The organism is Flavobacterium adiutor (assembly GCF_048282555.1).
Lineage (GTDB): Bacteria > Bacteroidota > Bacteroidia > Flavobacteriales > Flavobacteriaceae > Flavobacterium.
Genome location: NZ_CP182487.1, coordinates 2,411,752 through 2,426,006, shown reverse-complemented (window position 1 = coordinate 2,426,006; position 14,255 = coordinate 2,411,752). Strand labels below are relative to the sequence as shown.

Here is a 14,255-nt window from a genome sequence, read left to right as displayed (position 1 = left end):
TTCTCTCATTTTTTCGGTCAAAATATCGCCCAATCGAGTCACGCAATGGAATTTCACCCTTACGTTCTCACGGAACCGTGCTTGAAAGTCTCCCTTCACACGGCTCTTCATAGTATTAAATTACACAAATGTACTTACATTTATGGATGTACCAATAACCAATGTCACTAGTGTCCACTTAAAATAAGTTAAAAACCAACTGGTTAGTATTATGTTCATTGATATTATTGTAATCTGATTTCATAAGTAGTTCATTTATAGATGTTTTATCGAGTAATGATGCGGATAAAATTTGTAGAATTTCGTAGGTTGAGCGATTGATTTTTAAATCTTTTGCTATTATAGAGACCAAGCAGTAAGTCACAATTGCTACATTAATTTGAATACGAACAGCATTTTCTGTTGTTCCCCAAAAGGTCTTAACTTTTAGGTGCTGTTTTATCCATTTAAAGAACAATTCTACTTGCCATCTTTGTTTGTAGAGTAGTGCAATATCTTGAGCTGATAATTCAAAATTATTGGTCAAAAAGACTAACATTTTTTTATTTTCAGTATCGAAAAATTTTACTTTTCGTATCTTTTCTGGATAATGTTTTGAGGTATAAAAACCTTCTATTTTACCGATTTGGTCATATTTAATTCCAGTGGTTTTATCAATTTTTGAAGAATACATTCTTTTAAATTTCACGTTAGATTTTGCTCTAACTACAAAATAAGCATTAGCTTTTGTAATTCGAAAAAGTCGATCATAATCAACATAAGCACGGTCAAAAATATAATAAGCAAATGGTTCATAATCTATTACATCCATTGCCTTAACATCGTGTACATTTGCTTCTGTAATGTGAATAAATACCGGGATTTGCGTGTTAATATCAAAGAGAGTGTGCAATTTTATCCCTGCTTTAGTTTTTCGAAAGTGAGCCCAGCAAAATACATTCAAGCATAGATCAATTGTTGAAGAATCAAAAGCATAAATATTGCCTTTTATTTCAAAGGTATCATTGCTTTTTTTATCTTGGGCAATCAATATTAAATGATTGGCAAACTCTTCAAATATTTTATAATTACGATTTTCATTAGCTTTGGATAAATTACTACGAGTTACATTTTTGCCAAATCCTAAATGATATGATTTTGATTGATGTGCTTCTATAACAATTATCAAATCCCTTAAACTTTCTCTTGCTGAAAGTTGACCAAAAAGCATACATAATAATTGATTCCAACAAGTAAAATGTTTGACCGATTTATTGCCAGAATATTTACTAGTTAACCTGTCAAAAACACGTTGAGGAAGAAATTCAATCAGTTGAGAAAAGACATATTTACCGTGATTCATATTCGTAATATTGATTTACGAACATAATAATCATTTCAAATCGTCACGCTCTAAAATGACTCTTAAAATACAGATTTACAATAATTTCAAAGAACTTATTTTAATTTTTAGTGGACACTAGTGAACCAATGTACGAATAAATCGGGTTTTTCTTTGTACTTTGTTTTGAGGTATCTAACCGCTGCCTTTTTGTACAATCCTTTTTCCCATTTTAGCCATTTTAGTAGTCGCTCATTGAGTTGTCTCCATAGATTTTGAAGGTCGTTTTTCCTAAATTTGTGATAATAATTGATAATTCCTCTCAAGATTGGATTCATCATTTTGGCTATCTCCTCTAGGGTTGTTCGCCTTTTGTGGATTTTCAGTGTTCTGAATTTTTCCATCAAACTGTTCTTCGACTTTTGACTCACGTAAATGCTCGGAATGATTATTATCTTATCCTCACTTTTGACCGCACTCGGACGAATGGTAAAGTCTAAAAAATCAAATTCCAATCTGGCTCGTTTGCAACCAGTACCTCTTTACTTATAGAAACTAAATAAAGCGTTTACAACGCGGTTGTTTAGATGAATCACCTACAAATTTACAATACACTTTTGTTATTAATAGCCGCGTTACAAACGCTACAATTTATCTTTTTAATTTATGTAGATACTCGTTGAAAACGAGCACTAGAGAGGGAATAGTACAAGAAAAACTCCAAGTTAAAGTGCTTAAAAAAGTAGAAAAAAAAGCGTTTTTACCTAAATGTCCTTTTTGCAAAATAGGAAACGTACACCCAATAGCAGTTTTTGACCAGCGTGGTCCACCTGCTTGGTATCTTGGCGGTAGCCAAAACCCAATTCCCCGTGAAAGTTAATTTTACGGGTAAGGGAATTTATGCCCTAAGGTGAAGGAAAACACGACAAAACCATCTTTGAAACCACTTCAAAAAAAAAGGATACTAAATCCTCTTGAAATTCTTCTGACTCCTTTATCGAAAAAACCATAGTAGCGGAATCTCAGCGATTCCGTTCAACAGGAGTTTCATTGTTCGGCTTGCAGCCGCAACGAAACTCTAGCTGTTGTGCGTTCGTTGTTTTTTTTAGAATTCGCTTAGTTCAAATAATTTATTCCTAAATTCATCAATTCTTTCAAAAACTGAATTTCCAGTATCTTTAATTTCTTTTTTTGGACAATCAATTTCTAATCTTTCAAGTCTTGATTTAATAGCCATTCTTCCGTAGAAAAAGCGCCATTTTTGAATATTAATTTGAGTAGCAAACCATAATAATTCATTAAATGACATTTTATATTTCGGTAATAAAACTCTAACGGAGCTTCCACCATTTCCACGAGCCATAAATCTCCAAGGTTGAACATAAGCCTGACCAAATGCTGTAACAGTTATTGCTCCTTCTTCAAAAATTTCAGATTCATCATCAGAAACCAATCTTATTATACTATTGGTAGAATCACCACTAGAAATGTATGGACAATTTCCTTCAGAGTAGTTTTTTTCTCCAGAAGACTTTCCATTTGCAACAACAAAAAAATCAGTTAATACACCTTTTCTACCATACGGAAGAATTTCTGAATCATTTATATTTTCAGGAAAATCTTCTAAAACTTCATCAGCAAGTTCAGGAATTGAAGAAACTGCTTGAAACAATGATAAGATTAATGTTTGTTCCTGTTTTTTTAGTTCTAATTCAGTAATTTTAGGTTGTGGTAGCCATTGTTGAGGACTGAATTCTTGACCGTCAATTATTTTTAAAGCACTAATTGTAGTTGCTAGGTCTGATTTGAATTTAACATTGTTTTTAAAATTTTCAAAAGCATTTAAAATTTCTTCAAGTTGAGAACCTTCGCATTCAACTCTTTTTCCTTTTAATTTTACATATCCATCATTCCAAATGCGTCCCATAAAAACTTTTTCGCTTTCAGTTTGAGGAATATGTGCCTTAGCAATAAAAATAGAAGTCGGAGCTGCGGTCGGATAAAATAAATCTTCAGGCAAACTAATTACTCCTAAAATCGAATGATTTTGAACTAGTTTTTGTCTCCAAACTTTGTTGTCATCATCAGCAAAAATTCCAGCTTTAACAACGACAGCAATTAAACCACCAGGTTCAAGAGCATCTAAAGCAACATCGATAAAATCTCTTTCTGGCTCTTCATCTTGTGAAAAAGGTGGATTTAAAAAAGCTCTTGTAAATTTACCTTCTATTTCAGATTTATTATCGAAGCAGCTACCATTTTCAATATGACTTTTTCCATCTCCACGGAAAAACATATTCAAAGTAGCTAATGCCCATACCGTTGGATTTGTGTCAAAACCATAAAGAGATTGCTTAATTTTAGAGATAGCTTTTGGACCTTTAGCTTTTGACATCATTTCGTCAAAGGCTGCAACCAAAAATCCACCAGTTCCACTAGCAATGTCAATTACTCTATCTCCTAGTCTTGCACAAATTAAATCGACACAAAACCTTGTCATATGTCTAGGAGTAAATACTATTCCTAAGGCATTATTGTCGTAGCCATATCTTAAAAAGGCTTCGTAAAAAAGCCCAAGGAAATCAGTGTCAGTTTGTAAAACAGACCTAATATTTAGTCGTTTTAAAATTGAAATAATTCGCTGAATTTTAGAACTCAACCTAGAAAAATCCCCACCACTTAATTTTAAAGCTTCTTCAAGTTTTATTTTGGTATCAGGTCTTAAATCAACACTTTCTTCAATAGCATCTTTAATTAATTTATTTAATGAATCTAATTCTTTCCCAGTTGTAGTGTCAATTTCTCCTTGATACATTCCAAGTGCAATTGCTCCAATAACTTTTGGTCTCAAAGGAGCTTCTATTTTTGCATATCTTAAAATTTTTGATAATTCAATTGCAGCATCAATAAATTCTGCACTACTAGGAACAGAAACGTTTGTAGTTCCATCATTAGCTGAAATTGCAAGTTCAATTTCTTTTTTAGATGGAATTGTGGAAATCTCATAACCATTGGATTTTAATTCTTTCCATGTATTTCCTTGTAAATATTTTACTTTAACAAAGAAGCCATTGTCTTCTTCACCAGCAACACCTACAGCTATTTTAATATTAAATTTTCTTGTTGCATTTATTGTCTCGCAATATCCAATTGCTTGATTTATAGCTTCATCAATTTTTTTTGCTTCATTTTTTGCTTCAATAACCATTACTGGTTCACCTTTAAAACAAACTAAAAAATCGGGCTTTTCTAAGCCTAATCCTATACTTGGGAACGAATTGATAATTTCTTGTTCTTCAACAAAATCACCACCTTTAGAAATATGTGATACATTCCATCTTCTTTTTTCACTTTGTGTTCTGATAAAGTATCTTGTTCTACTTTCGGCTCTCTTTTTAGACATTCCTTTGTTTAATTGTTTTTATTTTGTCAAAAATACATTTTTCAATTGTATAAGAAAAAAACGTTTTGATTTAATTTTACGATTGCTTTTTACGTTCCGTTGTACAATGACGCACAATCGAGTCACGCAATGGAATTTCACCCTTACGTTCTCACGGAACCGTGCTTGAAAGTCTCCCTTCACACGGCTCTTCATAGTATTAAATCACACAAATGTACTTACATTTATGGATGTACCAATAACCAATGTACGAATAAATCAGGTTTTTCTTTGTACTTTGTTTTGAGGTATCTAACCGCTGCCTTTTTATACAATCCTTTTTCCCATTTTACCCATTTTAGTAGTCGCTCATTGAGTTGTCTCCATAGATTTTGAAGGTCGTTTTTCCTAAATTTGTGATAATAATTGATAATTCCTCTCAAGATTGGATTCATCATTTTGGCTATCTCCTCTAGGGTTGTTCGCCTTTTGTGGATTTTCAGTGTTCTGAATTTTTCCATCAAACTGTTCTTCGACTTTTGACTTACGTAAATGCTCGGAATGATTATTATCTTATCCTTACTTTTGACCGCACTCGGACGAATGGTAAAGCCTAAAAAGTCAAATCCTTTGGGGTATTTCTTTATAGAGATTCCCCTTAAATTTACTATTTTGCTTTTCTCTGGATGCAAAGTCAGCTTGCAACTCTGCATTCTTTTGGTGATTAAATGAAGCAGATACAAGGCTTGTTTCTCAGTCTTGGAATGTACTATAATGTCATCAGCATAGCGTTCAAATGGCTTTTCGGGATGGTATTTTTCCATCCATTTATCAAACACAACGTGTAGAAATAAATTTGCCAATAATGGACTAATTACTCCTCCTTGTGGTGTTCCTGATACTGTGGCTGAAAAACGTCCATCTTGTTGTACCACGCCTGCTTTGAGCCATCTTTGGATGTACATTACAACCCATTTGTCTTGGCAATAGTGTTGTACTGTTTTGATCAGTAGTTCGTGATCGATATGGTCAAAGAAGCCTTTAATGTCAAGGTCTATGGCAAAGTCATGGTTAAATGAATTTTCATTAGCTTGCTTGATGGCTTGATGTGCATTTCGATTTGGACGGTATCCGAACGAACTTTTGTGAAAAAGCGGTTCGACTATTCGCTCTAAATGGCGTTTGACTACTTGTTGTGCAATACGGTCTAAAAGTGTTGGAATGCCTAATTTTCGTATTCCTCCATCTTTCTTGGGTATGCTTACTTGTTTGACAGCATTAGGGTAATAACTACCAGAGGTGAGCCTGTTCCATAGTTTGTAGAGTTCAGTTTTCTTGTTCTCTTCCAAGTATTCCCAACTCATTTTGTCTATGCCACCGCTACCTTTGTTGGCTCTTACTTCTTTGTATGCTTGCCAAACCATTACTTTGGTTATTGGCTGTGATTTTGTTTCATAATAATCTATCATCCCTTTTAGTTGGTTGTAAATTGTTAGTAAAACTTACTATGCTTAGTCCTTTGCTCCATTTCCATTACAGAAACTTCATCACTACTACAACTAAGTCTGCCCCCTATATCTCAACCACACCCTTTGTTGTCTGTTTCCTCTTTCGATTTGGCAGAGCGATATAGAGTTCACTTGTTCCTTAAAACAGCCTATTTATGCGTCTTGCCAACTTAACCCCGGATGCCATGTGCTCAGTAATCAGGTTTCCAACACACTTGGTCATAGGTACAAACGTAACTACCTATTTTTGACATCGTCTTTTGCGCTAACGAGGCTTCATCATTGGTTCACTTGCGTTCAACTCACATAAACTTACCTTCGGCATTCTTTGATGTCGTTTTTCTTTGTCGCTCACCACATTACAGTTTCCTAATAATGCAGCACAAAGTGGTTTAGTAACTACTCCTGAAAGTCGTCACTGATAGACCTACTATCATCTGTTTTAAAGCATCAACAACTACGTTGTTGTTCAAGTCACACACGTTCTGGCACTACAGCGGGTTTGGGGTTAAATTAAGCCCTATTTTCGGATTTGCCAAATCTTCCAAATACAAGACCATTTTTCCATTAAGCCAATTGCCCAAATCCGTTGTAGTGGCTGTTATGCCTTCGGTTCTTTATGCGCAATATTTCGGTTTAGTTTCTGCACCGTTTTAAAGTTAGAAACACAATTTAAAATAAATTATTATGATTGAATTAACTCCAAAAATTAAAGAAGAAACAATTTCAATCGTTTCACTTTATGAGAATTTTGATTTTGAAAATGAACTTACGGCATTTTTAAAATCAAAAGATTATGATGTAACTTTAGATAGTTCAGAAATTGAAGCTCCTGAAAATCAAACACCAAGATTGATTATTTTAGTTAGGAAGCATATTTAAGCATTGCGTCTAAAAAGCCTTTTGAACCTGAAAAACAAAAACCATCATAATGACCTCTAACAGCTAAAGAAAAAGATTCAGGCAAATCTAATTCGGTTTTCTTTTTGAGTAATTCATTTCTTAATTCTGATTTTTCAGTTTTATCATTAGAATCGTAATACTTTTTAATTAAATCTTTCAGTTCCATAGTTTTTTATTCTTTAGTAGTCTGTATTGTTATCAAAAATAAAAACATCTTTATTTGTTAAATTTGTTACGGTTAATTTGCCATCATCCGCAAAGCCAAAAGTGAAGTATTCATCATAATTGTCTCCTTCTATTCTCTCATACTTAAAAAGTTCAACACCATTTTCTTTACCCAAGTATGTGTGCATTAGATATGGACTTCTACGATTTTCATTTTTAGATGTTGTAAATGCTAATATTAATGTGTTTCGATTTTCTCCTTGAAAACTTACGGTTGCAATAGTATTTATCCATTTTCCTTTCATCCCTTTGGGTTTTATGAATAATTTATCGTAATGAAATATTTCATCTTTTTTGTCAGTATGATACATTCCGTCTGTGGTTTGTTCATTTGTAGTTGTTTCGAACTCTTCTATTACTTGATTTCTGTTCGACATTACTGTGTCAGAAGCTTTTGAATATTGTTCCGAATTTGGGTCGTACTCGTATTTTGGTTCTGTTGTTGCGGTACTTGCTTCTTGTTTACCACAAGAATAAAAACATAAGAGTAACATTAATGATGCTGTTGCCTTTTTAATCATCTTTTAAATTTAAGTATTATGAAAAACGTTCTTTTTTTCTGCATAAGTTCTGTTGAACTGAGGCATAATCGAGTCACGCAATGGAATTTCACACTTACGTTCTCACGGAACCGTGCTTGAAAGTCTCCCTTCACACGGCTCTTCATAGTATTAAATCACACAAATGTACTTACATTTATGGATGTACCAATAACCAATGTACGAATAAATCGGGTTTTTCTTTGTACTTTGTTTTGAGGTATCTAACCGCTGCCTTTTTATACAATCCTTTTTCCCATTTTACCCATTTTAGTAGTCGCTCATTGAGTTGTCTCCATAGATTTTGAAGGTCGTTTTTCCTAAATTTGTGATAATAATTGATAATTCCTCTCAAGATTGGATTCATCATTTTGGCTATCTCATCTATGTTGTTCGCCTTTTGTGGATTTTCAGTGTTCTGAATTTTTCCATCAAACTGTTCTTCGACTTTTGACTCACGTAAATGCTCGGAATAATTATTATCTTATCCTTACTTTTGACCGCACTCGGACGAATGGTAAAGCCTAAAAAATCAAATTCTAATCTGGCTCGTTTGCAACCAGTACCTCTTTACTTATGGAAACTAAATAAAGCGTTTACAACGCGGTTGTTTAGATGAATCACCTACAAATTTACAATACACTTTTGTTATTAATAGCCGCGTTACAAACGCTACAATTTATCTTTTTAATTTATGTAGATACTCGTTGAAAACGAGCACTAGAGGGTTTTTGACCAGCGTGGTCCACCTGCTTGGTATCTTGGCGGTAGCCAAAACCCAATTCCCCGTGAAAGTTAATTTTACGGGTAAGGGAATTTATGCCCTAAGGTGAAGGAAAACACGACAAAACCATCTTTGAAACCACTTCAAAAAAAAAGGATACTAAATCCTCTTGAAATTCTCTATCAAAACTTTACGATAACTCCATAGGGATGGATGTTGAGCGGTTCCGTTCAACACGGGCTTCATTGTTCGTGCTACGCACGCAACGAATCCCTTGCTGTTAGTGGCTGTCGTTGTTAAATGCTTTTGTAAAAATATGTTTTTGACTCTTCAAAAGTTCGATGTTCTTTTTCGTAGATTAAAGTTAATTTTGTTTCGAATGCAGGAATTGCAATTTCCATTTCCCAATTTTTATTAATGCTTGGAAATTTTTCTTTTAGATGAATCATTAACTGAAACCAACCAAGAGTTTCTTCAGATATTCTGAAGCTTTTATCAATTTTGTAAAAGATGTCAACACAAATGCTGTCATTTGTATATAAGTCTATTTTGTAACCAAAAACAGCCTGTATATTCTCCCATTCGATGAATGTTTGTTTATCATCTAAATTTATTTTAAATCCAGTTTCTTCAAATTCAAAAATTCCATTATCGTTGTATATTTCATCAAAAGGTCTATTTTGTATTTTGTTTGGTTTTGTTTCTAAATTTTTCAAATATTTAGAATTAGGGAAAATGAGCTTTAAAAGATATAATATTGTTGCAAATCCAAAAAGCAATATACCTAACCATCCTTCGTTTTTATTGGCTCTAACAACTACAAAAACGGATAATCCAGTCATTAAAATTCCAAGTAATAAATATTTTAGAGTATATTTCACTTTCAGTTGATTCTTGATTCTGCGGTACGATTGCCACTAACTAATTTATATACGCATAAATTCAACTCATTTAATTCCAAATGGGTATGTTATGCGAATGTTTTGGTTCGTATTATTTTTCCAAATATATTTATTTTTTCTTACAACTCTATGAGATATAGAATTTTATAAGTCATGAAAATTCTCTTATGAAAAACTAAACCCTAGCCCAGATGGAAGCGGCATCCTTTTGTGTCTCGTTTCTTTAACGAGACACAAAAGATATAGCGGACAGCTGGAAATAGCTTCTGATTAAAAAAATCAACATTAACATTTCATTTAATTAGGGTTCAAAGATTTAATTACTATTTTTGGGACTCTTTCAAAAATATGAATCACGCTATGCGAAAAACACAGTTATTTTTACTTTTTTTTATCAGTATTCAAATTTCTTTTGCCCAGCAGCCTCAAAAACCTAATGCTGTCGAAATTTATAATCAAATTCAAAAATTAAACTTTCTGGGCTCTGTTTTATACATTGCAGCGCATCCGGATGACGAAAACACAAGGCTTATTTCGTATTTATCAAATGAAGTCAATGCGAGAACGGGGTATTTATCACTGACGCGCGGCGATGGAGGCCAGAATTTAATTGGTCCGCAGCTGCGTGAATTATTAGGCGTGATCAGAACCCAGGAACTGATTGAAGCCCGAAAAATAGACGGTGGGGAACAGTTTTTTTCGCGTGCAAATGATTTTGGGTTTTCAAAAAACCCTGATGAGACTTTAAAAATCTGGGATAAGGATAAAGTCCTTGCCGATGTTGTCTGGACAATCCGAAAATTTCAACCGGACGTGATTATCAATCGTTTTGATCACCGCTCACCCGGAACGACGCACGGCCATCACACCTCGTCTGCCATGCTGAGTGTTGAGAGCTTTAATTTGACGAACGATGCCAAAAAATATCCTGACCAATTAAAATTTGTAAGCCCGTGGCAGGTTAAACGCTTATTTTTTAATCCGTCATGGTGGTTTTTTGGAAGTCAGGAAAAATTTGATGCAGCTGATAAATCGAAATATACTTCTTTGCAGACAGGCGTTTATTATGCCGGAATTGGAAAATCGAATCAGGAAATTGCTGCTTTAAGCCGCAGCCGTCATCAGTCACAGGGATTTGGAAGCACCGGAGCAAGAGGGGAAGAAACTGAATATCTGGAACTTATAAAGGGCGAAAAAGCAAAAAACCTCAATGACTTATTCGACGGAATTGATACGTCATGGAATCGTGTAAAAAATGGAAAACCAATTGGCGATCTCATTACCCAGATTATTAAAAATTATAATTTCAGCAATCCATCTGCCAGTATTCCCGATTTGGTCAAGGCATATTCGATGATTCAGGAACTAGAAGATACCCATTGGAAAGATTTAAAATCAGATGCCATAAAAAATATCATTGCCTCTAGTGCCGGATTATATCTGGAAGCTGTTGCCGATGAGCAGGAAGCCACACCGGGAAGCACTGTCAAACTAAACATTGAAGCGATCAACAGATCTTCAGTTGAAATGCAATTGACAGGTTTAACTTCGTTACCGGACAACAAAACCACTGTTAAATTCAAGTTTTTCTTAAAAAACAATAACGACCAGAGATTTAAACTTGAAATTCAGCTTCCTGAAACTATCGAATACACACAGCCGTACTGGCTGAAAGAAAAAGCAAGTGTTGGGATGTACACGGTTTCGAATCAGGAAATCATCGGGATTCCGGATATCATCAGAGATGTAAAAGTTATTTTTAATATCAGAATTAACGGTATTGATATTCCGTTTGAACGAACTGTTGTTTATAAATATAATGACGGCGTAAAAGGCGAAATGTATAATTTTCTGGATATCGTACCGGAAGTTACGACTTCGATTCTGGAAAAAGTGCTGATATTTAAAGACACGAAAAGCAAAATGATTCCAGTAAAAGTCCGTGCGGGCAAAAACGGAATCAAGGGAGATTTACAACTGGAATTACCTAAAAGCTGGGTAGTTATTCCCAACAAAATTCCGTTTACACTGGAGAAAAAAGGAATGGAACAAACGTTTTATTTTGAAGTTATCCCTCCCTCCAACCCTGAAGAAGCTGTTGCAAAGAGCGTAGTTCTAATGGAAAACAAAAGTTTTGACAAAGACCAGACTATTCTTGATTTCAACCACATTACCAAGCAATTGGTGTTAAAATCAGCCGAATCAAAATGTATTCGAATTGATTTAAAAACAACCGGTGATGCAATTGGTTATATTATGGGTGCAGGTGATGAAGTTCCGGAAAGTCTGACTCAGATGGGTTATAAAGTAACTATTTTAAAACCAGAAGAAATTACACCTGAGAGACTGGAATCTTTTAATGTGATTATGACAGGAATACGTGCATATAATACCGTAAACGCTTTGGCAAACAAACAGCCCATCCTTTTTGATTTCGTAAAAAGCGGCAAAACGATGATTGTACAATACAATACAAATGGCAAATTAGTTACGGATAAAATAGCCCCTTACCCGCTTAAACTTTCTAATGACCGTGTGACGGAGGAGAATGCGAAAGTTACTTTTCTTGCTCCGGATCATCCTGTTTTAAACACACCCAACAAAATCACAACTAAAGATTTTGAGGAATGGACACAAGAACAGGGATTATATTACCCTAATCAGTTTGATGATGCTTTCACTCCGATTATCTCATCTCATGACAAAGGCGAGTCAGACAAAAAAGGAGCTTTGTTAGTCGCTCCCTATGGAAAAGGATATTATATTTACACCGGTCTGAGCTTTTTTAGAGAACTCCCGGAAGGTGTTTCGGGTGCTTACCGATTACTTTCGAATATTATTTCGCTAAAACAGCCTATCGAAGCTCCAAAACAGGAATTAAAAAACTAAATTAAAATGGAAGCGAAAAAAGAAAAAAAATGGAAAAAAAGCTATACCTATGTGTTAGTAGCTAATGCTGTTTACATTATTATTTTCTTCTTAATCATGCAATTATACTCATAACTTATGCAGCTATTTGACTGGATTGTACTTATTGTTACCCTTTTGTTTATTGTAGTATACGGATCATGGAAAACCAGGGGAAGCAAAAATGTCGAAGACTTTATTTTAGGGAATAATGAAACTCCATGGTACACCGTTGGGCTTTCTGTAATGGCAACGCAGGCCAGTGCCATAACCTTTTTATCTACACCAGGACAAGCGTATCACGATGGAATGGGGTTTGTACAGTTTTATTTTGGACTCCCAATTGCCATGATTGTGATATGTGTGACCTTTATTCCTTTATACCATAAAAACAAAGTATTTACAGCTTATGAATTTCTGGAAAAACGATTTGATGTAAAAACACGCTCACTGGCGGCTATTTTATTCCTTGTACAGAGAGGATTAGGAACCGGTCTGACTATTTATGCCCCGGCAATTATATTATCCACTCTGTTAGGCTGGAATTTAACTTTGATGAACATCTTTATTGGTGTTCTGGTTATATTCTATACATTCTCTGGAGGAACAAAAGCAGTTAACGTAACGCAGAAGCAGCAAATGTTCGTGATTATGTCCGGGATGTTTATCACATTCTTTCTGATTCTGCATTATTTGCCACAGGATATGACCTTTTCAAGTGCCATGCATATAGCCGGTGCTAATGATAAAATGAATATTGTGGATTTTTCTTTTGATCCGGAAGAAAGATATACTTTCTGGAGCGGAATCACAGGTGGTTTTTTCCTTATGCTTGCCTACTTCGGAACAGATCAGTCACAAGTAGGACGTTATCTGTCGGGTAAATCCGTTAAGGAAAGTCAGATGGGATTAATTATGAACGGACTATTAAAAGTTCCAATGCAGTTTTTTATATTGCTCACAGGAGTTATGGTTTTTGTATTTTTCCAGTTCAATCCTGTTCCTTTAAATTTTAATCCAAATAATAAAATTATTATTGAAAAATCTGCTTTTAAAGAGGAATACCATGCTCTGGAAGTTAAGTTAAACAAGCTTTCTGAAGATAAAAAAGTAATCAACCTTTTGTATATCGAACAATTGAATCAGGATTATGACAATCCTATTCTTCGAAAAGAATTAGTCACATTGTCTAATAAAGAAAAAGATTTGCGTGACCGCGCGAAAGAAATCATTTCTAAAGCCGACAGCAATAGTGAAACAAATGATAAAGATTATGTGTTTTTCCATTTCATTTTACATTATTTGCCAAAAGGACTTATTGGATTATTACTGGCAGTAATCATTTCGGCTGCTATGTCATCAACTGCTTCCGGATTAAACGCATTAGCATCAACAACTGCGATTGATATTTATAAGCGAAATCTGAAAGAAGAGAAATCTGAAAAACATTACCTCAATGCTACCAAATTCTTCACCCTTTTTTGGGGAATTGTTGCCATACTTTTTGCCTGTGTAGGAACATTGTTTGAAAATTTAATTCAGTTGGTAAATATCATTGGATCCATTTTTTACGGAACTGTCCTGGGTATCTTTCTTGTTGGTTTTTATATGCGCCGTGTTCAGGCAAAGTCGATGTTCAGCAGTGCAATTATCAGCCAGTTAACAATTTTCATCATTTATTATTTTATGATTTATATTTACCCGAGTGGTCAGGAAAAATTAGGCTATTTATGGCTAAATTTTATTGGTGCAATCCTGACTATCTTATTATCACTGTTCATACAAATTGTTTTCTACAGAAATAATAATACGGAATTAAATGAATCTTAATTCGAAATTAAAAC

At 34.3% G+C, this 14,255-nt stretch carries 11 protein-coding genes; 3 read left to right on the top strand and 8 right to left on the bottom strand.

Going from position 1 to position 14,255, the window contains the following annotated elements; all coding sequences use genetic code 11:
- Positions 1-178: 178 nt before the first annotated feature.
- The 4 genes from ACNC7R_RS10440 to ltrA form a co-directional block, all read right to left on the bottom strand.
- The gene (locus tag ACNC7R_RS10440; RefSeq protein ID WP_417939790.1) at positions 179-1,342 is read right to left on the bottom strand and encodes an IS4 family transposase; all 1,164 of its coding nucleotides are present in this window, start codon (positions 1,340-1,342) and stop codon (positions 179-181) included.
- A gap of 107 nt (positions 1,343-1,449) precedes the next feature.
- On the bottom strand, positions 1,450-1,836 hold the full coding sequence (locus ACNC7R_RS10435) for a group II intron maturase-specific domain-containing protein (protein ID WP_417941028.1): 387 nt from the start codon (positions 1,834-1,836) through the stop codon (positions 1,450-1,452).
- A 590-nt stretch (positions 1,837-2,426) separates the two neighbouring features.
- Complete coding sequence (locus ACNC7R_RS10430) at positions 2,427-4,724, bottom strand: N-6 DNA methylase (RefSeq protein ID WP_417941027.1); 2,298 nt, start codon at positions 4,722-4,724, stop codon at positions 2,427-2,429.
- Between the two features lie 224 nt (positions 4,725-4,948).
- A complete protein-coding gene (gene ltrA, locus ACNC7R_RS10425; RefSeq protein ID WP_417943164.1) occupies positions 4,949-6,127 on the bottom strand; it encodes a group II intron reverse transcriptase/maturase in 1,179 nt (392 codons plus the stop codon).
- A gap of 771 nt (positions 6,128-6,898) precedes the next feature.
- Here ltrA and ACNC7R_RS10420 point away from each other — a divergent pair.
- Positions 6,899-7,093 carry a hypothetical protein gene (locus tag ACNC7R_RS10420; protein ID WP_417941026.1) on the top strand — a complete coding sequence of 65 codons (195 nt, stop codon included), beginning with the start codon at positions 6,899-6,901 and terminating at the stop codon, positions 7,091-7,093.
- Here ACNC7R_RS10420 and ACNC7R_RS10415 read toward each other — a convergent pair.
- The 4 genes from ACNC7R_RS10415 to ACNC7R_RS10400 all read right to left on the bottom strand — a co-directional run bounded on the left by ACNC7R_RS10415 (position 7,077) and on the right by ACNC7R_RS10400 (position 9,483).
- Positions 7,077-7,280 (bottom strand): hypothetical protein, encoded by a 204-nt coding sequence (locus ACNC7R_RS10415; protein ID WP_417941025.1) that lies wholly within the window; start codon positions 7,278-7,280, stop codon positions 7,077-7,079. The two genes, ACNC7R_RS10420 and ACNC7R_RS10415, sit on opposite strands and share 17 nt — an antisense overlap.
- 13 nt (positions 7,281-7,293) lie before the next feature.
- Positions 7,294-7,860 (bottom strand): hypothetical protein, encoded by a 567-nt coding sequence (locus ACNC7R_RS10410; RefSeq protein ID WP_417941024.1) that lies wholly within the window; start codon positions 7,858-7,860, stop codon positions 7,294-7,296.
- Positions 7,861-8,035: 175 nt separating this feature from the next.
- Positions 8,036-8,302, bottom strand: a complete 267-nt coding sequence (locus ACNC7R_RS10405; protein ID WP_417943163.1) for a group II intron maturase-specific domain-containing protein — start codon at positions 8,300-8,302, stop codon at positions 8,036-8,038.
- Between the two features lie 596 nt (positions 8,303-8,898).
- Complete coding sequence (locus ACNC7R_RS10400) at positions 8,899-9,483, bottom strand: hypothetical protein (RefSeq protein WP_417941023.1); 585 nt, start codon at positions 9,481-9,483, stop codon at positions 8,899-8,901.
- A gap of 381 nt (positions 9,484-9,864) precedes the next feature.
- On the opposite strand from ACNC7R_RS10400, the gene ACNC7R_RS10395 reads away from it, so the two are divergent.
- Complete coding sequence (locus ACNC7R_RS10395; RefSeq protein WP_417941022.1) at positions 9,865-12,393, top strand: PIG-L family deacetylase; 2,529 nt, start codon at positions 9,865-9,867, stop codon at positions 12,391-12,393.
- Positions 12,394-12,510: 117 nt separating this feature from the next.
- A complete protein-coding gene (locus ACNC7R_RS10390) occupies positions 12,511-14,241 on the top strand; it encodes a sodium:solute symporter family transporter (RefSeq protein ID WP_417941021.1) in 1,731 nt (576 codons plus the stop codon).
- The last annotated feature ends 14 nt before the right edge of the window (positions 14,242-14,255 follow it).